Source organism: Paraburkholderia sp. SG-MS1, from assembly GCF_012275575.1.
In the GTDB taxonomy this organism is placed as follows: domain Bacteria; phylum Pseudomonadota; class Gammaproteobacteria; order Burkholderiales; family Burkholderiaceae; genus Paraburkholderia.
In genome coordinates, this window is record NZ_NPIH01000005.1 from 14,680 (window position 1) to 35,081 (window position 20,402).

14 protein-coding genes are annotated in these 20,402 nt (G+C 56.0%); all 14 read left to right on the plus strand.

Annotation, left to right across the window (positions count from 1 at the left end; translation table 11 throughout):
• The first annotated feature begins 512 nt into the window (after positions 1-512).
• The 14 genes from CIC12_RS00305 (at position 513) to CIC12_RS00370 (ending at position 20,177) form a co-directional block, all read left to right on the plus strand.
• Positions 513-1,592, plus strand: a complete 1,080-nt coding sequence (locus tag CIC12_RS00305; protein ID WP_168661093.1) for a sugar transferase — start codon at positions 513-515, stop codon at positions 1,590-1,592.
• A 126-nt stretch (positions 1,593-1,718) separates the two neighbouring features.
• A complete protein-coding gene (locus tag CIC12_RS00310) occupies positions 1,719-2,843 on the plus strand; it encodes a polysaccharide biosynthesis/export family protein (RefSeq protein WP_238812266.1) in 1,125 nt (374 codons plus the stop codon).
• 34 nt (positions 2,844-2,877) lie between these two features.
• Positions 2,878-4,281, plus strand: coding sequence for a UDP-glucose dehydrogenase family protein (locus tag CIC12_RS00315; RefSeq protein ID WP_168661095.1), 1,404 nt, complete (start codon positions 2,878-2,880; stop codon positions 4,279-4,281).
• A complete protein-coding gene (locus CIC12_RS00320; protein ID WP_168661097.1) occupies positions 4,278-4,715 on the plus strand; it encodes a low molecular weight protein-tyrosine-phosphatase in 438 nt (145 codons plus the stop codon). Before CIC12_RS00315 ends, CIC12_RS00320 begins: the two co-directional genes overlap by 4 nt.
• A gap of 106 nt (positions 4,716-4,821) precedes the next feature.
• The gene (locus tag CIC12_RS00325) at positions 4,822-7,128 is read left to right on the plus strand and encodes a polysaccharide biosynthesis tyrosine autokinase (RefSeq protein WP_238812254.1); all 2,307 of its coding nucleotides are present in this window, start codon (positions 4,822-4,824) and stop codon (positions 7,126-7,128) included.
• A gap of 92 nt (positions 7,129-7,220) precedes the next feature.
• Positions 7,221-8,084 carry a hypothetical protein gene (locus tag CIC12_RS00330; RefSeq protein ID WP_168661099.1) on the plus strand — a complete coding sequence of 288 codons (864 nt, stop codon included), beginning with the start codon at positions 7,221-7,223 and terminating at the stop codon, positions 8,082-8,084.
• Entirely contained in the window at positions 8,084-9,367 is a 1,284-nt protein-coding gene (locus CIC12_RS00335; protein WP_168661101.1) for an O-antigen polymerase, read from the plus strand. Before CIC12_RS00330 ends, CIC12_RS00335 begins: the two co-directional genes overlap by 1 nt.
• The gene (locus CIC12_RS00340; RefSeq protein ID WP_168661103.1) at positions 9,364-10,578 is read left to right on the plus strand and encodes a lipopolysaccharide biosynthesis protein; all 1,215 of its coding nucleotides are present in this window, start codon (positions 9,364-9,366) and stop codon (positions 10,576-10,578) included. Before CIC12_RS00335 ends, CIC12_RS00340 begins: the two co-directional genes overlap by 4 nt.
• 38 nt (positions 10,579-10,616) lie before the next feature.
• The gene (locus CIC12_RS00345) at positions 10,617-11,765 is read left to right on the plus strand and encodes a glycosyltransferase family 2 protein (RefSeq protein WP_168661105.1); all 1,149 of its coding nucleotides are present in this window, start codon (positions 10,617-10,619) and stop codon (positions 11,763-11,765) included.
• A gap of 18 nt (positions 11,766-11,783) precedes the next feature.
• The gene (locus tag CIC12_RS00350) at positions 11,784-13,163 is read left to right on the plus strand and encodes a BNR repeat-containing protein (protein WP_168661107.1); all 1,380 of its coding nucleotides are present in this window, start codon (positions 11,784-11,786) and stop codon (positions 13,161-13,163) included.
• A gap of 250 nt (positions 13,164-13,413) precedes the next feature.
• The gene (locus CIC12_RS33820; protein ID WP_446727881.1) at positions 13,414-13,569 is read left to right on the plus strand and encodes a DUF3553 domain-containing protein; all 156 of its coding nucleotides are present in this window, start codon (positions 13,414-13,416) and stop codon (positions 13,567-13,569) included.
• A 1,759-nt stretch (positions 13,570-15,328) separates the two neighbouring features.
• Positions 15,329-16,753, plus strand: a complete 1,425-nt coding sequence (locus CIC12_RS00360; RefSeq protein WP_168661111.1) for a TolC family outer membrane protein — start codon at positions 15,329-15,331, stop codon at positions 16,751-16,753.
• Positions 16,750-18,858 (plus strand): type I secretion system permease/ATPase, encoded by a 2,109-nt coding sequence (locus CIC12_RS00365; protein ID WP_168661113.1) that lies wholly within the window; start codon positions 16,750-16,752, stop codon positions 18,856-18,858. The genes CIC12_RS00360 and CIC12_RS00365 overlap by 4 nt, the downstream gene beginning before the upstream one ends.
• Positions 18,855-20,177, plus strand: coding sequence for an HlyD family efflux transporter periplasmic adaptor subunit (locus CIC12_RS00370; RefSeq protein ID WP_238812256.1), 1,323 nt, complete (start codon positions 18,855-18,857; stop codon positions 20,175-20,177). The genes CIC12_RS00365 and CIC12_RS00370 overlap by 4 nt, the downstream gene beginning before the upstream one ends.
• The last annotated feature ends 225 nt before the right edge of the window (positions 20,178-20,402 follow it).

Below are 20,402 nucleotides of genomic sequence, written 5' to 3' on the forward strand. Positions count from 1 at the left end.
TCGACAACTCGACTCAGCGTAACAAGCCTCTCTTTTCAAAGGCACGACTGTAGTCGAGTTGCTCGAGCGGATCGCTCTGTATGGCGGTGCGCTCACGAAGGTAGCGGTACCCGACTACGTTTCGATTCGTCATGCCACGGGTCCTGAAGGATGCGAGCACCGGCTACGCGAGCATTGTGCGCAGTTGTTTCATCTGCTGCCGTGCAGTTCCAAATTCAATTTGATCGAGACCATCTGGACAGCAAGCAAGTACTGCTGACTTCAGTTCGTCAATCGGGGAGCGGGGACCCTGGACGAAGAGTCTTCGGGCGCGCTCGTCGTATGCGGTAAAGATTTCAAATCAACTCTACGAAACACTTAGGCGGGCACGCTGAGGTTGTCGAAAACAGAAAACGCGCATCGAAGGAAATGGCGGGCGCAGTGAAGTAAATATTATGTACCGAAAATCTTCGCCGCAAAATAAGTACACCGAATTGAGCGGAAACTTGGTGAATGGCGTGGAAGGGGCGATCATGAATGGATTTTTATCGCGCGTTATGGACGGCGCGCTCATTGTGCTTGGCGCCCTGTGCGCTTTGCACTTCAACGGAGCGGATAGTGCTGGAGCCGTGCGCTTCGACGGCTCACTCGTGGCGTTCGCTGTGGCGTTGGCGCTGTCGGTATTTCCTGCTTGCGGAACTTACCGCCCGGTGCGCACGCAGTCGTTGATCAATCTGATGAGTCGCACGATTCTCGCGTGGACCGTCGTCCAGGCATGCGGCTTCGCTCTGCTTTATGTATTGCACCGCTTTCATCTGGTGTCACGGGTGTGGTTCATTTACTGGACTATCACGAGCGGGCTGGGGATGCTGATGGCTCGCACGCTGGCGCTGGCCATTCTGCAGCTGTGCTGGCGTGCCGGAAAGCGCGCGCATCGTGCGGCGCTCGAAGGCGTGAGCGCGCAGGCTGCCGCGTCAGACGAGATCGCGAGCGTCGCCGATCCCGTTCGGCTGGCGTTTAAGCGCTGCTTCGATCTGCTGTTCGCGGTGCCGATGCTCCTTTCGCTCGCACCGTTCTTCGCGGTCATTGCATTGCTGGTGCGTCGCGATGGCGGGCCGTCGGTATTCGGTCACGAACGGATTGGATTGCATGGCCGCACGTTCCGCTGTCTGAAGTTCCGCACGATGATCGTCAACGCCGACGAGATTCTGGGCGAGCTACTCGAACACGATCCGGACGCTCGTGCCGAATGGGCTCGTGACTTCAAGCTAAAAAACGACGTGCGCGTGACGCCGGTTGGGCGCTTTCTGCGGCGCACGAGTCTTGACGAACTACCGCAATTGTGGAACGTCGTGCGTGGCGAAATGAGCCTGGTTGGACCTCGGCCGGTGGTGGAGCAGGAGCTGGAGCGGTATGGCAAAGACGTGGGCTACTACTTGATGACGAAACCGGGCATCACAGGTGTCTGGCAGGTGAGCGGACGCAACGACGTGGACTATGCGAGACGTGTGTCGATGGATGTGTTGTATGCGCAGCGGTGGTCGCTGGCATGGGACGTGGCAATTCTCGTGAAGACGATCGGTGTCATGGTGCGGCGCGAAGGCGCGTACTGAATGGTGCGCTGCGCTGAGAGTCAGGCCGCCATGGTTCAGCGGCGAGCAGGAAATCCAGAAAAATCGGGAAAAGGAATGAACGAAATGGCCAGAGTGACAAGAGCTGTCGCTATAGCTCATCTGACAATGCGACGCGGCACGTTCCTGGTGTGGGGCATGTCTGCGTTTCTGGCGGCGTGTTCTTCTGCGCCAGGGATGAGAATGATCACGCCACCCACACTGCCCGTTGCTGCGCAGAAGGCAGGCGATGCTGCCACTCAGCTGGAGATCCCGATTACCGACATCAACCTCGAGTTGATTGCGAAGCTGCGCGACGAAACTTCGCAAGTGCCTTTGAGTATGCCGTCCGTTCCGCTTCAGAGCGCGGCTGACGGCTACACGCTCGGCGTCGGAGATGTGCTGCAAATCACTGTATGGGATCACCCGGAATTCGCGGCCGCTTTGGGCACGCAGCCTGCCGCATCAGTGCGCGCAAGCGACCCGACGAACGGTATCGTCGTCAATCACAGTGGCGATATTCAGTTCCCCTACGTCGGTTCGCTTCACGTGGCAGATTTGCGACCTGAGGAAGTTCAGGAGGCAGTCACGCGAGGGCTGTCGAAGTTCTTCAAGGATCCACAAGTGACCGTGCGGATCGCGTCGTTTCGCTCGAAGCAGGTGTTTGTGGACGGTGAGGTGAGGACGCCGGGCGCCGTGCCAGTAACCGACATCCCCATGACGCTTTACGAAGCGGTGAGTGAAAGCGGTGGATTCACGGCGACAGCGGACCAGAGTCATGTCGTGCTCGTCAGGAACGGGACGTCGTATCCAATCAATTTGACCAGACTGTTGGAGCAGGGCAAAAGTCCATCGCAAATCGTTCTGAGAAGCGGAGATTTGCTGCGGGTCGGCGCACGCGACGACAGCGGTGTTTTTGTTATGGGTGAGGTCACGAAGCCCGCAACTGTGTTGCCGATGCGAAGCGGCAAGCTGACGTTGAGTGAAGCACTGTCGCAAGCTGGAAGCATCAATTCCATGAGCGCCGACCCACGGCAACTGTATGTAATCCGGGGTTCATTGAACGGCAGCCCGCAAGTATTTCATCTGGACGCCGCGTCCCCCGTCTCTATGGTGCTTGCCAACGAATTCGACTTGCAGCCGAAAGACATCGTGTACGTCGATAGCAACGGTCTCGTGCGTCTGAGCCGTGTGCTGAACCTGCTGCTGCCTGCTGTCAACGCAGGGCTGACGGGGGCGATTGTCACCAAGTAACGAAATCGATATCAATCAGAGAGCGAAACCAATCATGAAGATTACCGTCGTCGGCACTGGATATGTCGGACTGGTTACCGGCGCTTGTCTCGCAGAGATTGGCAACGATGTGATTTGCCTCGATCTCGACGCCAGCAAGATTTCGATGCTGAATTGCGGTGAGATTCCGATTCATGAACAAGGCCTCGAGGACATCATTGCCAGAAACGTGCGTTCGAAGCGACTCAGGTTTTCCACGGATATCGCAGCCGCCGTCGCGCATGGGGAGTTTCAGTTCATCGCGGTGGGTACGCCTCCTGACGAGGATGGGGCCGCCGACCTGCAGCACGTCCTTGCTGCGGCGATCAATATCGCCTCGTACATGAACGAGCCAAAAATCGTCGTTGGAAAATCCACTGTGCCGGTTGGGACGGGCGAGCGCGTCAAGAGAGCTATTGCTGACGTATTGGCCAAGCGTGGCGTCACGCACAGCTTTGCGGTTGTGTCAAACCCCGAGTTCCTGAAGGAAGGCGCGGCGGTGGAGGACTTCATGCGACCGCACCGGATCGTGATTGGCAGCGATGATGACGAGGCCAGTGTGGCCGCGCGCGAGCGTATGAGGCTACTTTATGAGCCGTTTAACCGGAATCACGAGCGCACGCTCTACATGGATCTGCGTTCTGCCGAATTCACCAAGTATGCGGCCAATGCCATGCTCGCCACCCGCATTTCGTTTATGAACGAACTTGCGAACCTTGCTGATCGCGTGGACGTCGACATTGAATCCGTACGTCGCGGTATCGGCTCAGATCCGCGCATCGGATATGACTTCTTGTACGCCGGTTGCGGATACGGTGGCTCGTGTTTTCCCAAGGACGTGCGGGCGTTGGTCCGCACCGCCAATGACGTAGATTGCCAGATGAGGATCTTGTCGTCGGTGGAGGAAGTCAATGCCGAACAGAGAAAACTATTGGCATACAAAGTGATTCGGCGCTTTGGGCAAGACCTCTCCGGAAAGCGTTTCGGTTTGTGGGGACTGGCCTTCAAGCCGAATACAGACGACATGCGCGAAGCGACGAGCCGTGTGTTAATCCGCGCATTGCTCTCCCGAGGGGCGTCGGTCGCCGCCTACGACCCTGTCGCGATCGAAGAAGCCGCACGCGTGATCGACATCGATCTTGGCGACGACTTGTCCGCGAAATCCCGGCTTTCGCTCGTCGCTGACAAGCTAGCCGCGATTGAAGGGGCTGACGCGTTGATTGTCGTGACGGAATGGCAGGAGTTCAAGAGCCTGAACTTCGCAGAGATTGGCGTGACCCTTAAACATCCAATCATTTTCGACGGGCGAAACCTGTACGAACCCGAAGACATGGCTCGGTTGGGGTTCGAGTACTACGGAGTCGGGCGTTCAAATATGCCCATGGAGAAACGCCGAAGTACGATCAGGAGCCCAGATTGATTGCCTCGATACTCGTCGTCTGCACGGGAAACATTTGTCGCAGTCCTATGGCTGAGGGCTTGTTCAGGCAACGCTTCCCGAAGCTTGAAGTTGCATCAGCCGGCCTCGACGCACTCTCCGGAAATCCGCCGGCTCCCGACGCGGTTGCTGTGATGAGGTCGAAATCCATCGATATCCACACGCATCGGGCCGTCCAGCTGGAAAGCTGGATGTGCAGAACGCATGACCTGGTGTTGGTGATGGAGGCGGCTCAGAAGCACGAAGTGGAGCGCAGGCATCCATTTGCGAGAGGCAAAGTCTTTCGCCTCCTCGAGTCTGAGGCTGCGGACGTAGTCGATCCGTATCTGCACGGGCCGGTCGCGTTCCAAACGACGCTTGACGTAATTGAACGCGGTGTGAGTGCGTGGAGTATCCGACTCAAAAGGGTGACGTGATCTGGCGCTCCAGGCGTCGCCTGTAGTTTGCAACGCTGCAGGAAAGTGCCGGGCCCGTTTCGATGCCGTCGCGTCTGATTCGCGAGAAAAAGACGGACGGTGTCGCATGGGTACGTTGCAACATTCCTGGGAAATCAGATCAGGTATTGAATTCAAGATGAAAAATTTAGAACGCCCGCATCAAATGGAAGTCCAGCCGGCAGACGACTATTCCTATCCGTTCCTGGACGTCATACTTTCGAGCAAACGGACGATTGCAGCAATCTTTGCCGTATTCCTGCTGCTGGGCTCTGCCTATGCGTTCCTCGCCCGACCTCGGTATCAGGCAGACGTTGTCGTCCAGATCGAGGATAGTCCACAAGGGACGATTTCGAAAGGAGTGCTCGGCGACGTCTCATCCCTCTTCGACGTGGAGTCGACGGGTGCCGACGAAACTTTGATCATGCAATCGCGACTGGTGGTGACGAGTGCGGTCGACAACCTGAAACTTTATATCGACGCCAGCCCGCACTATTTTCCGATTGTCGGATTCTGGATCTCGAAGTTTCATACCGATCGCGGTCATGGTTTGTCCGAGCCCGGCCTATTTGGGTTCGGCGGATACGCATGGGGTGACGAAAGTATCGATGTGGAAAAATTCGACGTACCGCAGGTCTACGAAAGCGATCGCTTCAAGCTAACTGTCCTGGCGGAAAACCGATATCGGATCGCCGGTTCCGACCTGACCGATCCGGTCGAAGGTGAGATTGGTGTCGAAAAGCGTTTTCCGACCGCCGCCGGCGCGATGACGGTAAAAGTGGCAAGCGTTCATGCCAATCCCGGTACGACCTTCTCTATCTACCGATATTCGCGGCTCGATACGATCCAGCGGTTGCAAACCAACCTGATCGTGCAGCAGTCGGACAAGCAATCGAATGTAATTGCCGCGTCGATCGAGGGAAAGGACCCGCGACGGATCACGCGAATCATGAACGAGATCGGGGACCAGTACGTCGCGCAGAATGTGCAGCGCAAAGCCGCGCAGGCAGCGCAATCGCTCACCTTTCTGAACAGGCAGTTGCCGGACCTCAAGCAACAGTTGCAACTGGCCGAGGAGCGTTATACGAAGTTCCGTAACGAACACGGCACCATCGATCTAACGGCAGAAGCGCAAATTTCTCTGCAGGAGCTATCGCAGAATCAGGCGCAGATCGTGGCATTGCAGGCGAAGCGCGGTGATCTGCTTCAGCATTTAACGGCGCGGCATCCCACTGTCTTAGGCGTCGATGAACAGATCCAGGTGTTGCGGCAGAGAGACGCGCAGATATCCGGGCAGATAAAGGGGTTGCCGTCCTTGCAGCAAGAAGTTGTACGTTTGATGCTGGATGTCAGCGTGAATACGCAACTCTATACATCCCTCTTGAATAGCGCCCAGGAATTACAGCTGGTCGAAGCAGGCGCCACCGGTAACGTGCGCGTGGTTGACCGAGCGTTGCTTCCGGAAGTGCCGACCAAACCGCGCAAGCTCCTGGTCATAGCGATTGCCGGCTTTTTCGGGATTTTTTTCGCGGCCTGCTTTGTCATTCTCAGAGACATGCTGTTTGGCGGCGTGACCGATGCGTCGGAGTTGGAGAAGCATACAGGTGTCAGCGTGTTGGCCTCCATTGCAATGGCAAAGGACGCGTCGGGTTTGGAGCGAGAGGCCGCATTGTCAGGCCTTCCGAAGGTGCTCGCGATGACGTCGCCCAATCATGTGGCGGTGGAGGCGATGCGCAGTCTTCGTACCGCCATGCAGTTCGCTTTGCTGGACGCCAGGAACAATATTGTGCTATTCGCCGGGCCGACACCGGGTGTTGGCAAGTCATTCGTAGCGAGCAATATGGCGACGCTGGTCGGCATGGCAAACAAGCGGACGTTACTCGTTGACGGCGACATTCGAAAAGGTCGTTTGCATGAAATCTTTGGGGTGCTCCGCGAAGGTGGTCTTGCTGATGTAATCGCCGGCAAGCGCTCGCTGGCCGACGCTATTCATCGGAACGTCGGCAAGAATCTCGATTTACTCACGACAGGGACGCTTCCGCCTAGCCCTGCCGAATTGCTGACGAGTGGTGCGCTGTCGGACGTGCTTGGCCAGCTTGCGCAAACTTATGACGTGGTGGTTCTCGATACAGCGCCATTGCTGGCGGCAACGGACGCCGAGCTATTAGCGCCCCAGGCCGGTACGGTCGTGCTGGTATCGATGGCAGGGCTGACGAAGGTGGGAGAGGTGCTCGAATCCATCAAACGTCTTCGACACGTGGGGGTTCAACTGCCGGGAATCGTGATAAACGGCGTGAATCCGAACAGGGGTAAGTTCGGCTACGGATCGAAGTACGGCGCCTATCGATATTCGGCGTACCGTTATGAACCCGTCTCGGGCGACTTGCCGAAATAGCCGGCTTCGACCCACAAGTTCGAAAGGCATCGCACCCGGAATCCTCTCCGGCTGCCGAAGCATCTGAAGTGGATTTAAAGCGCGAGGGTCATGTGAAGAACAATTTTCTGCTTCTGTGCGTCAATTACCGGAACGATGTCGAGGTACTGGAATTCGTGCGCACTGTGCTCTCGATGGACGGGACGAATCGCATTCGCATTGTTGTTGCGGACAACACGGTACGGGCACAGGACGCGCGTGATGGCTTTGAGGGATCACTGTCGGCGTTCGGCCCCAAAGTGGCTTCTGTGTCAACGAACACGAACCTCGGCTATTTCGGTGGATTGAATGCCGCGTTGAGAAGAGGGCGAGAGCAGTTCGGCGACATCAAGTTCAAAGGTGTCGTGTTGGCGAACACGGACATCGAGTTTCCGGGAGAGGACTTCTTTGATCTGCTTGATGTCGAAGTAAATCGCGTCGTGGCCGAAAACGCCGGGCGCGCTATTGGACTCATCGCCCCTTCCATTCAGTCGTCCAGGACCCGCAAGAACCAGAATCCGTTGTATTGGCATAAGCCAAAACGCAGGAAGTTCGAATATTTGAGTGCGATCTATTCCGTGTACCCGTTGGGCGTGCTGCACCGGCTTCTTGCCAAGATCAAAGGCATGGTTTTCAGGCGTGCGATTGGTGGGGGAAGCGGCGCCAGGTCGAGAATGATCTATGCGGGACATGGATCGTTCATGGTCCTTCTTGACGAGTTCTTCACGCGCGGAGGCCATCTCGAGTATCCGGAATTTCTATTCTGTGAGGAGATCTTCGTGGCGGAACAATGCATTGATTTGCAGTTGACCGCGGTCTTCGTTCCCGAACTGAGGGTCATACATCGGGAGCATGCGACTACCGGGCTGATTCCCAGCCGAAAGATCGTCAGGTATCTGCAGCGTTCCCATCAATTTTGCAAGAACAATTACTTCTAATGGCGCTCATCGTCGTTCTCGTACAGTGCGCAGTCTGGTATCTGGCGCGAAAAATTCTGCGCAGCGCATACCACCCGGTGGTGGTTCTGTGCCAGCTCTGGCTTGTCATCGTACTCTCGACAACGGTATTCGCACCGGATTTCTATTTCTCGCCCATGGCCTTCCTGATCATCCTTCTCATGCAGATGAGCGCGATGCTAGGAGGAGCTTCATATTATATGTTTGCGGACGCGGCGAACGCACGGAACACACGGACGGTCGACTTTGACTACGGGTATTTCCGGCTGGTCGTCTACGGGTCGCTGATCTTCGGCGCCATAGCGGTCTATACGACTCTTAGAGCAGAAGGTTTTGGAATTAGCTCGATTCTTTCAGTAAGGGGAATTTTGCAGGTTGCTCGAACGATGTCAATTGCTCGTTACGAAGCACAATTCAAGATTCCATTGGCGGCTCGTATAGGGCAGATGTTTGTCTTTTTTGCGTCAGCAGTGGCCGGATTCAACTTCGCCTTGGACAAGAAAAGATACAGAAAATTTGAATACTTTTTGCCCATTGTGCCATCGCTTCTGATTGCCACTATCATGACGACGCGAGCGGCCGTGCTGTTCAATCTGACCTTCTGGGCTTGTGCCAACATGAGTTGTTCGTTGCTCTTAAGCGGACGTGTCAATCTGAAATTGATCACTCGTCGTACTGCGCTGACGCTGTCAGGCGGGATACTTTTCATCGCGGCGATGTTCATTTCACTTCAATTTGTGCGCGGTGGAATCACAGATCTTGGCCGACTGGAAGAGGTACTGATGCATCTGAGGGAGTGGCCCTTTGGGAGCATTGCCGGCTTCAGTATCTGGGTAGATAGACATTCATTTGCCGCATCGGCTACCGGCGGCTATTACACATTCTCCGGCATATTTGACCAGTTGGGGATTAGCGCCCGGAAATCCGGTCTTTATACCGACTATGTGAATATTGGAAGCGAATCATGGTCGAATATCTACACGGTATATAGAGGGTTGATATCGGATTTCACAGTGATCGGAGCCGTGGTTTTTATGGCGATCATCGGGCTGTCGGGATCGTTCGCGCTTAAAAAATGTCTCCAGGGGAAGGCGCATTTCGCAGGTTTGCTGATAGCTATCTATGGCTTCTGCTTATGGAGTCCGATCGCCAGCTTCTTCGGGTACACCGCACATCTGGGCGCCTTCGTGCTGTTCGGACTTTATCTCAGGTTCGCTCAGAGGCGCACCCGATCTGCCTACGGCCGGGTTCGGGTGGTAGCTTGAAAAAAAGAGGCTTGCCACTCTATGTGTTCGCTCGCGCCTGTCCCGCATTGGCGATGCTGGTCATTGCCGTGGTGGTCGAGAAGCGCTTTGGCGTCAGCGCCTACGGCGAGTTCTCGGTGTCGTTTTCCATCGCGCTGGCGGTCTCCGCTTTTGCGTTTGGCTGGTTAAATCAGGCGGTTTCGCGATTTAGCAATGGCAAGGACGACCTGCTGGCCTCGGCGCCGCGCATTTTCTGGTCGGGCTGGCTTAGGTGTGCTCTCGCCGTCATGCTGATAGCCGCTGCCATATCGGTGATTCGCGCCGACCATTGTCTGGCACTTCTGTGCGGTGCCGTGGCGTGCTGCCAAGGCTTCCATTCGATGGTCATCTCGATGCATCAGGCGAGGTTTGACAGTAGAAGTTACCTCGGGCTGGAGGCGTTCCGCGGCGTGTGTATTTGCGTTGGTACCCTCGGCTGTGGAGTTGCGCTGCAGAATGGCGCGACAGGGCTTGTGCTCGGTCTGCTACTTGGCATGCTGGCCAACACAAGCGTAGTTTGGTATTCGGCCTCGGCATCTCGCAATTTCACGCGCGAACGCGCCGAGGGGTCGGGACATCTGCAACAGATTTTCCGGTATGGATGGCCCATTTCGATCTGGTTGTCGCTTTCTCTGGCGACGCCCTTCATCGATCGGACGGTACTCACACATATCGCCGACGGAGTAACGATGGGGCGCTATGCCTACGAATTCGACATCGTATTCCGGGCATTCACCTTCCTTTTGCTGCCGGTGACGATTAGCATGCAGCCGCTGGTATTCCAGGCATACGCGCAAGGCGATCTCAGAAAAGTGACGGGACTGGTGAAAAGATCGTTGCTCATACAGATATGCGCCGGCATGATTTTTTCACTGATCTTCCACGTAGCCATCTTCCAGATTTTACCGATTCTGGGAGTGACACTAAACATCGACTCATCGGGCTACTGGGCCATATGCTTCGCAGCGCTTACGTGGCAGATGGCTCTGATCTGCCACAAGTTTCTAGAATGTGAAAAGCGCATTCTATTAATGGTGAAAATCCTCTTCGGTAGTTACTTTCTTGTGACGCTATTGTCGTCGGTCTGTCTATTCAGGTTGTTCGGTATCAGCGGATTTGCTATGGGTTCGGTTTTAGGCGGAGTCGTCTACTGCGTGACATCTTTGAAGCTTGGAAGCAGGATGATTTCGTAAATCATAAGGTGTAACAATACTTTGGGCTTAGAGTGATAATGTTAGCATTCCTTATCTGTGGAACGATATTTGTTTATCCGTATCTCATTTTTCCGGTACTGATTCTTGCCGCTTCGCGGTTGGTGGGCTCTGCTGAAGATCGCGTTCGACAAGATGACGCTGTGCTGCCCAAGGTAAGCCTGCTCATCTCGGCCTACAACGAGGAGAGCGTCATGCGGCAAAAGATTATCAACTCGCTGTCGCTGGACTACCCCGAGTCTTTGCTGGAAATTATCGTCGCGTCAGATGGCTCCACGGATTCAACCGTAGAAATCGTCAACAGTTTTGCGTCACGTGGTGTGCGACTGTCTCACTCGAAGTTGCGTCGTGGTAAGAACCCGTGTCTGAACGAGGCAATCACCGATGTTACTGGCGACATTGTCGTGTTCACCGATGCGAATGCAAAGTTCGATATCCACGCTGTGGCGGCACTTGTCAAGGGTTTCGACTCGCCGGATGTCGGGTGTGTGATAGGCAAGGAATGTCGAGTATCGAAGGAGCATTCTGGCACTGCAAAGTCAGACGGTGCATACTGGGCCTTCGAGAATCTGATCAAGCGAGCGCAGAATCGGCTCGGGGTAGTGCTGGTCGGAAACGGTCCTATATTCGCGATACGTAGGTCTCTGTTCAAACCGTTGGAGAGCGATGTTGCGAACGACTTCCAGACGCCGATGCAGATCGGCAACGACGGCTGGAAAGTTATTTTCGAAGAGAAAGCGCTGTCCTATGAAAGCTCGGCGACCAGCGCGCTCGACGAATATAGACGGAAGGTGCGCATTGTTTCGCGCGGCCTCGCCGGGTTCCAAAAATTCGGCCGCGATATGTCGGGGTGGCGCCTATGGGTCTTTATTTCGCACAAGTTCATTCGCTGGTTTGCGCTCTACCTTCAAATCATTCTTCTTTTGTTGAACGTAGTGCTATTGACGACCCACGGCTGGCTTGTTGCCGCGACATTGGGCGCGCAGATTGCGCTCTACGCCCTCGCCGCTGTCGGCTGGCTTAACCTGTGGAACGTGAGGCGATACAAATGTGTGGCGTTGCCATTCTATTTGTGTCTGGTCAATACGGCAGCCGCCGTCGCGATTCTTAAATATGCGAGGGGTCAGCGCGTGGCGACTTGGGAAAAGGCCGCAAGCGTCCGTCCTTGATGAAGAGGAGTGGCTAAGATGTCAAAATGTGCACGGCGACATCGTCAATCGATGCTCGCCGGGCCGTTGTTTGCATTCTTGCTAAGCCTCTCGCCCGTCAATGAGGCTTTAGCTACGACAAACGCGCCCTTTATGCCACTGCGGATAGACGGTGTATGGGCCGGTACGAGAGTAGCGTTTTCGGCGATCCAGAGCGGCTCGAAAATCTACGTAGGCTATTACGACGCAGATCGCTACCTGTCGGTGGCGCAGATTGACCTGACCGATGGATCGATAAAGAAGCAGCAGCTGAATAGCCGATTTGCTGGTTGGGACGCGCACAATTACGTCGCCTTGGCGATTGACGGAAACGGGCTCGTGCATGTCTCGGGAAATGAGCATGGCACGCCGTTGGTGTACGCTCGCATGAGGACTGTGGGAGATGTGTCGACTGTTGCGGTAGAGCGGACTCTGACAGGATCGGACGAATCGAGAGTGACCTATCCTGCCTTCCTGAAGACAAAAGACGGGACGTTGTACTTCGTTTATAGGCAGGGCGGAAGCGGCAATGGCAATCATATCATCGACAGATTCGATGGAACCCAATGGCGCAGGTTGTTTAACACGCCGCTATTTGCGAGCGGGTCGCGCGCGGATTCGTCGAGCGCCTATCCGACTGTATTCGAGCGTGACAGTAAGGGCGTATTTCATGTCGCCTGGGTCTGGCGGAAATCACCCGATGCGAGGACGAACTTCAACGTCTCTTATGCGCGGTCTTCCGACCTGGTCAACTGGTTCAATGTACGAGGAACTCGAGTCAAACTTCCATTGACGCCCTCAAGCGAGACGTTGGTCGATCGTGTTCCGACCCAAGCCGGGCTTTTCAATAACGTCAAGCTTGGATTCGGCCTTCATGGTGAGCCTATCATTTCATATCAGAAGTACGATGCCGACGGCCATTCGCAGATCTTTCATGCTTCTCTGAAAGGGACACATTGGCGTATCGGTCCAGTTACTCACTGGAGTCAACGCTGGGAGTTTGCCGGAACGGATTCGATCGACGCAAAGATAACATTCTCCGGCGTCTCTCGCACCGGGCACATGCTGACAGAAACGTTTTACAGTTTATGGCACGGGACGCAGACCTATGCATTTGACGCCAGCGGGATGAACGCGACGCGGATTTTCGCGGCAACTCCGTGGAAGGCGGCGGTTCCGGTTCCCAGCTTCCCAGCTCCTTTCCGTTTTACGCGCGCGTCCGTTGCGGACAATGGAGGATCTCCTCCCTCGTATTCCCTTGTGTGGGGTTCGCTCCCGCCAAACAATCACGACCGGCCGCGAGACTGTCAGGCGGCAGGGTCGTCGGCGGGATGCCGGTTTGTTTCGGATCTTTATCTGGTGCCGAACGGCGATCGGTGACTTTCTGCGACGTGCGTCCGCCAGGCCGCACCTGGCTGCGCGAATCACAGGATATACGCGGCCTGTTTTGAGGACATTGTGTGTCCGATGCGTAGCCCACGCACTGCAGGGGCAATCAGCGGTGCCGGCCTGGACGGCCCCAAAAATGCAGTCGGCCGGCGAAAAAGCAGCCAGCGGGTGCGGACAATGACAGACGCATGCGCAAACGCGGCGGCAAGGTCCACATTGCGGGCGATACCTTGACGTAGTCGTGGGTGGCGCCCGAACGCCCACGAATGAACAGGAGCGCGCAAGTCGCAGAGCTTGGGGGATGGGGCAGGTCCAGTTGGTAGCGGGACAAGCCGTCGAAGTGGCATTTGCGCATCATGGATACACGGCGAGACTCTGCGCAGACCGCGCGCGATAACGACATGACGGCAGGTAATCGAGCCGGGGTGAGGCACAGAAGCACCTGCTCTGTTATGACCGAGCGAGCGTGGTCGAGCGTAGCTTTTCTTGATGCCTGAGCCGGTTCTGTCGCCTCGCGCGACCATGAGCGGTTACCCGAAAACCCCTGCGGAGCCCCTTGCTATGACCTTGTTCAACGAACGCTCGTTCACACCGTGCCAATGCACTGGTCGACACACGCCAAGTCAGGCGGCAGAATTCGCAGCGAAATGAGTGGCCGGATCCGGGGTCAGAGAAGGTCGGACCATGTCGACAAGTGTCGCGCCGAGCGAGTGATCGGAATGTGCACCGCTGGATGATCTAGCCCTCCAATCTTTTTGGTCAGATGTTCCGCCGGACAGGGTTTGGTCCGTGCAACTGACCTCATGATTTCGAATTCCTTCGATGTCAGTTTAGGGCGCGGTGAGGTAACGTGAAACCACGGGCCATTTTGGTGAAGAGTTATTCGGTCAACATTTCGAATGAAAAGATATTGTGCCGCGCTGATCCTTGCTGAACGAGGGAGTCAGGCATTGACTACGCGCGGGGAGTTGGGTGGCAAAGGGTATTGTCCTGTTTGATCCACAGAGATCGATGTGGCCTATGGAAGATTTGTAGATGAAAATCTTTACAACATCGATTAAATTGCCTTGCAGAGGGCAGATAGTCGCTGTTTGTCGTTGGTTGGACAATTCGATATTGTTTCTGTTGTCGCTATTTTTCACGATGTTTTGCGTTGTACTGTTTTGTATATGGTATTTCAAAGAACTCGATTGGTGGCTGGTTGCGATCGATGTCGTCTTCGTTCTCTGCATGGGCCTGGTCGCCTTATTTTTTAGCTTCGCGACACGCGGAATAGGGAAGGGAGGAGCGAAGCAGCGTCGTCGATGATCATTTGGGCGGCGGTAGCCAGTGCGAAAGCGACGAAGGGTCAAGCAGCATCGCGTGATTCGCGGCCAGGACCGCAAGTAAAAGTGTTGGGACAACTTCGTAAAAGTATGGCCCTTCCTGACCTGTAATCTGGAAACGTCGTGGCCGACAAAGCTTACGAAGCCAACTAGATGGTTGTGCGTCGGCACGCAGTATCGTGCAAGCCACCAATCCACGCCGCACGAAGCGGCGCATACGACGTTCGCTAAACAAGCTTTTGTACCGCGCGCGACATTTGTCGAAAGCTCTTTTTGCATCAAGCGTACGGCGCATCGATATGCGCCACTGCAGGCGCGCACGGCGCTTCTTGTTTTCGCTTTGGCCGCTGCGGCAGTCTGGACGGCTTGAATACCGGCAGACCGCAGGCAAGGTTCATAACGTACTTCGGACCGAAAAATCGAACGCATTCTATTGGAGGGTGCGCCTGAACGAGACACAATGCGAATGTCGGACGTGAGTTTCACATAAACATTTCGCCGATTTAGTTGAGCGGGTGGGCGCAGGGGCCTGCAAGGAAACCACGCTCTGACTGAGTGTTGAGGTATCGCAAGCCACGCGCGGGGTATGAATACTTATCTCTCGGCAGATCAAAGACAATTGGCCGAGCCCGGTGGCGGCAACACAACCTTTTCCCCGATGCCCAGGCATTCAGGGGAAATTTTCTCCAGCTAATAGCTCAATCAAAGAAGTTCGCGAAATTTTATCGCTTTGTCATACCTCAGTTTTACTCAACAGAGTAGCCCGTTGCTATTTGGTCTTTGCGCCATGTGCTTGACGAATTCCTGGCGACGCATCGGTAAGGAGTTTTTGTGAAATTGAATTTGTCGGGTGCAGCATGCCTGTGTTTCGTCCTTTGCTCCGGGCCTGTTATGGCGGAGGCACCGGGGCAGCCTCGTGCTCCCTCTGGCAAGTTTGACTGGGGTGCCAACCGGCTGGACCCTGCAGCACTCGAGAAGCAAATCGCTGGCGATCAGGCGGAAGTCAATCTGGACGCCGATATATCAGACCGAGAATTGGATTTAAACCACGCCGTTGCCATCGCCGTTAGCCGTCATCCATCAATTGCCGACACGATTGCGGCACTGGCTGAATCAACCAGTGCCATCGACGTCGCGCGCGCAGGATACTTTCCCCAGATCACAGCAGGGCTTGGCGGTGGCAATTCTACCTTGACGGGTACGGGCAATACCACTTCCGTTTCGGTCTCCCAGATGCTGTTCGACTTTGGCAAGGTATCTGGCGCTGTTGACCAGGCGAAAGCCGGCGTAAGCCGTCAACAGGCCACCGTTCTCAAGCAGATCGATACTGTCGCGCAGCAAACCGCGGAGGCAGTGATCAACGCACACCGTTATCAGGTGCTGGAGCAGATCGCGAAGGAACAGGTTGCGGCCGTCGAGAAAGTGCTTCTTATGTCGCAGCGTCGGGCTGAAGCAGGCGTCAGTACGCGCTCTGATCCTATTCAGGCTGAATCGCGAGTCCAGAGTGCGCGGGCGGACCTGCTGCAGGTAGGCGCGCAAAAGGCGCAGGCCCTTGAACATTTACGTACATTGCTCGGCGGTCGGTTCACCGGCACGATCGCTTCGCTTCCGGAAGATAAGGCCGCGCTTGTGGCGCTGAATCCAGATCCAAATACGGACGGCTTACCAGATGTGCTAGCCGCCAAAGCAGACATGAAGTCGGCTATTGCACAGCTTGACGTTGCCAAGGCGCAGCGCTGGCCCACACTTACGCTTGATATCTCGCAAAACAAAAGTCTAAGTGGGGTCAATCCGTCGACCTATGTGCCCGATGGATCCTATAGGACGATCATGCTTGACGTTTCCTGGAAAGTCTTCCAGGGCGGTGCACTAAGCGCACAGATAAGCGCTGCGGATAGTGCACTCGCTTCTGCACGTTCGCGGGTTCAGGTCGCGCGCCTCAACGGTAGCGACGACGCGCGCAGCTTCAGAGAACTCGCGATTGGAGCCAAAGGCCGATTCGGCGTTCTGGAGAGGCGCAAGCGAAGCATTACGGAAGCACGGAATCTTTATCGCGAACAATACAAGCTGGGCACGCGTTCGATATTGGACCTTCTCAACGCGGAGCAGGAGTTTTTCCAGGCAGTCTCTGACAATGAGTCAGTCAAGCATGATTTCTGGATCAACCTGGTTGGCTACGTTGCGGCTACAGGAGCCGGTCGTGAGTTCTACGGCCTTAACAAAACCGTTGTACAAGGGATGGACGTGCTTCCATGAGTCTGCCAATTCAATATACACGTTGGCTGGATGCGATGCTCGCCGTTGCGCGCCACTACGGACTGTCCGTCTCTGCGGAGAGCGTGCGTGTTTCGTTAGCCTGGGAACAGGGCGCGCCGATCGATCAGGTACTTGAGCATATGTCCCGACAGGCAGGACTTGAACTGCGTCTCTGCCCGTTCTCTGTTGATCAGCTAGACCCGTGGCGCTTGCCTCTCGTTATTGAATGCCACGACGGCTCTGTGGGGGTGGTGCACACATCCGACGGGCACGGGAAATTCGGTGTGCTGATCAGTGGCGATATCGGGCTTGAAACAGCGATGTCGATCCATGACGTTCGCTCGCGTGCAAAGCGCATCGCGATCCTTCGGCCCCAGAATTCGGTCGCGGATGCACGGGTGGACGACTATATCCGACCTTACCGGGCGAACTGGTTCTGGGCGATCGCCCTGCGTGACTGGCGCCGCTACGGCGACGTCATCCTGGCGTCGCTCTTTGCCAACCTGCTCGCGCTGGCCGGCATGACCTTCTCGATGCAGATCTATGATCGGGTGGTTCCGTCGCAGTCGGAACCCACGCTATGGGTGCTGTTTGGCGGAGTGATGATTGCGATTGCATTTGAATTTGGCCTCCGCGTAGCACGCACCCATATTTCTGATGTCGTCGGAAAGCGCGCTGATCTGAAGATATCCGACGTCGTGTTTGGGCACGCGCTAAGGATACGCAACGATGCTCGCTCGAAGTCCACGGGCAGCTTCATTGCCCAGGTTCGTGAGCTCGATCAGGTGCGCGAATTGCTAACGTCGACGACGGTTGGAGCGCTCGCTGATCTGCCGTTCTTTGTGCTATTTCTGGTTGTATTGTGGGCAGTCGGCGGCTCGCTCGTTTTTGTGGCCCTGGCAGCCGTGCCCCTTCTCGTCGTCCCTGGGCTGTTGATCCAACGCCCGTTGGCTCGCCTTTCGAATGAGGGCATGCGCGAGTCCGCGTTACGCAATGCGATGCTCGTGGAGGCTGTGCAAGGTATTGAAGACATTAAGTTGCTTCGTGCCGAACCACGTTTTCAGAATCAGTGGAATAACGTCAACACCGTGGCCGCAGGCGTTGGCATGCGCCAGCGTTTTCTGACCAGTCTGCTGATGACGTGGACACAGGAAGTGCAGAGCATTACTTACGCGCTGGTGCTTCTGTGCGGAAGCTTTCTGGTGATGAAAGGCGACATGACAACGGGCGCTCTCGTGGCCACGTCGATCCTCGCTTCACGGATGATTTCGCCTCTGGCTCAACTCTCTTCCCTCTTTGCGCGGTGGCAGCAGGCTAAGGTAGCCCGCAAGGGTCTGGATGAGCTGATGGCACGTCCGGTCGATCAGCCGGATCGGTCAAAATTGGTTCAGCGGTCTTCACTGCACGGCGAATACCTGATCGAGGGTGCGCGCTTCCAGTATGGCAAGGACGATAAGGTGCCGGCGCTGTCGATCGCACGGCTGCATATCGGCAAAGGGGAGAAGATTGCGCTGCTTGGTCGAATGGGCGCGGGCAAGTCGACGCTATTGCAGATGCTTGCTGGATTGCAAGCGCCCAATCAGGGACGCGTTACGCTGGACGGCACGGAGCTGGGACTGATCGATCCAGCTGACGTGCGACGAGACATGGGTCTTTTGACCCAAAACGCCCGACTGTTCCATGGAACGGTCCGGGACAACATTGTGCTCGGCATGCCGCTTGCCACGGACGAGGCGGTGCTGAAGGTGCTTCGCATGACCGGTGCGTTGGCCTTTGTCGAGTCGCGCCCCAATGGTCTGGATGACATGGTCCTGGAAGGGGGATTGGGGCTGTCCGGCGGTCAGCGCCAGTCGCTACTGCTGGCGCGCACCTTGTTGCGGGAGCCGTCGATCGTGCTGCTTGATGAGCCAACGGCGAGCTTCGATGAAATGAGCGAGCGCCACGTCATCGAAGAGCTGGGAGCGTGGCTTGGTCCGCGCACGTTTGTCGTGGCGACCCATCGCATGTCGGTGCTCAGGATGGTTGATCGGGTCATCGTTGTGGATGCCGGGCAGATCGTGATGGACGGCAGCAAGGATAAAGTACTAGGAGCACTGTCCAGATGAGCGAAGTTGAAAAACGGCCTGACGAGATTAAAAAGAAATCAGAAGGAAACCGACCATCGGCTGACGCGGCTAACCGGACACAGTTGATGGCGCACGGTGAAGTACCGGGTGGTGCGCGCCGCGGGGCGACGAAGTTGCCGGGCGCGGTACCTGCGGCGCTTCCAATGGCTGCGCGATCTGATTCGCCGTTGCCAAAGTCGTCCCTTGTGACATGGTTGATCGCTGGGTTGATCGTCACGTTTCTGGCGTGGGCGGCGTTTTTCAACCTGGATGAGGTCTCTAGTGGAACAGGCAAGATCGTTCCGACGTCCAAAGAGCAGGTCATTCAGTCGCTGGAGGGGGGAATCCTGGTCAAGCTGCCGGTCAAGGAAGGCGATATCGTGGACGCCGGGCAGGTGGTGGCCCAACTGGACCGCACGCGTACCGAATCGACCGTTGACGAAAGCGAATCGAAGCTGCGTGCGTCAGAGGCAATGGCAGCCCGGCTTGCCGCCGAAGTGAATGGTACGCCGCTGACATTTCCCGAGCATGTTCAGCAAGATCCCAATCTGGTTCGAAGCGAGACCGCACTCTATCGTTCGCGGCGTGATGGACTTTCCAGCAGCCTCAACGATCTATCCCAGACCCTTGTGCTAGTGCGCCGCGAGCTTTCTCTGACCGAGCCATTGGTGGCGCAGGGCGCCGCCAGTGCTGTAGAAGTCTTGCGGCTTAAGCGGCAAATCAATGAGCTGGAAGGCAAGCAAAATGACTTGCGCAATGACTACTTTGTCAAGGCTCGGGAGGAACTTGCAAAGGCGAATGCCGAAGTTGAAGCGCAACGCTCAGTTTCACGAGGGCGCGAAGATGCGCTTACCCGTTTGACCTTTACGTCGCCGGTTCGAGGTATCGTGAAAGATATTGCGATTACCACCTTGGGCGGCGTTATTCCGCCGAACGGGAAGCTGATGGAAATCGTGCCGCTGGATGACAAGTTGCTGGTTGAGGCACGCATTTCACCGCGCGACGTTGCGTTCCTGCATCCCGGGCAAGACGCATCGGTGAAGATCACCGCGTATGACTATTCGATCTTCGGCGGCTTGAAGGGGAAAGTGACTGTAATTTCGCCGGATACAATTCAGGACGATGTCAAACGGGATGTTTACTATTATCGCGTCTACATTCGTACGGACGCCGACCATCTCGTGAACAAGGCCGGGAAGATGTTTTCGATCGTGCCGGGGATGGTAGCAACGGTGGACATCCAGACCGGACGCAAAAGCGTACTCGCCTATCTGATGAAGCCGCTGAACAGGGGAAAAGAAGCGTTGCGCGAGCGGTAATATCATCAGGACCCCCCGTTTCTGCCGGGCCGTCGCCTTTTCGCGGCGGCTGCGTCGGCTTAAGCGGTCCGATTTCCTGGATCTGCAATTCACGGGCTAAAGCGTTTTTTTCCACGTTGTCGAGGCAGTCGTGTGAAAGAGGGAGATGACAAATTTCGGATCGCTCAATCACTGTCATCGCTTTCCCGCGATGGATTTAATGGTGTCGTGCGTATAGCGTGATAG

What these genes read in the sequence shown, in the direction of transcription:
- CIC12_RS00305 (WP_168661093.1), top strand. Translation starts at nt 513, where the DNA reads ATGAATGGATTTTTATCGCGCGTTATGGACGGCGCGCTCATTGTGCTT.
- CIC12_RS00310 (WP_238812266.1), top strand. Translation starts at nt 1,719, where the DNA reads ATGCGACGCGGCACGTTCCTGGTGTGGGGCATGTCTGCGTTTCTGGCG.
- CIC12_RS00315 (WP_168661095.1), top strand. Translation starts at nt 2,878, where the DNA reads ATGAAGATTACCGTCGTCGGCACTGGATATGTCGGACTGGTTACCGGC.
- CIC12_RS00325 (WP_238812254.1), top strand. Translation starts at nt 4,822, where the DNA reads ATGGGTACGTTGCAACATTCCTGGGAAATCAGATCAGGTATTGAATTC.
- CIC12_RS00335 (WP_168661101.1), top strand. Translation starts at nt 8,084, where the DNA reads ATGGCGCTCATCGTCGTTCTCGTACAGTGCGCAGTCTGGTATCTGGCG.
- CIC12_RS00345 (WP_168661105.1), top strand. Translation starts at nt 10,617, where the DNA reads ATGTTAGCATTCCTTATCTGTGGAACGATATTTGTTTATCCGTATCTC.
- CIC12_RS00350 (WP_168661107.1), top strand. Translation starts at nt 11,784, where the DNA reads ATGTCAAAATGTGCACGGCGACATCGTCAATCGATGCTCGCCGGGCCG.
- CIC12_RS00365 (WP_168661113.1), top strand. Translation starts at nt 16,750, where the DNA reads ATGAGTCTGCCAATTCAATATACACGTTGGCTGGATGCGATGCTCGCC.
- CIC12_RS00370 (WP_238812256.1), top strand. Translation starts at nt 18,855, where the DNA reads ATGAGCGAAGTTGAAAAACGGCCTGACGAGATTAAAAAGAAATCAGAA.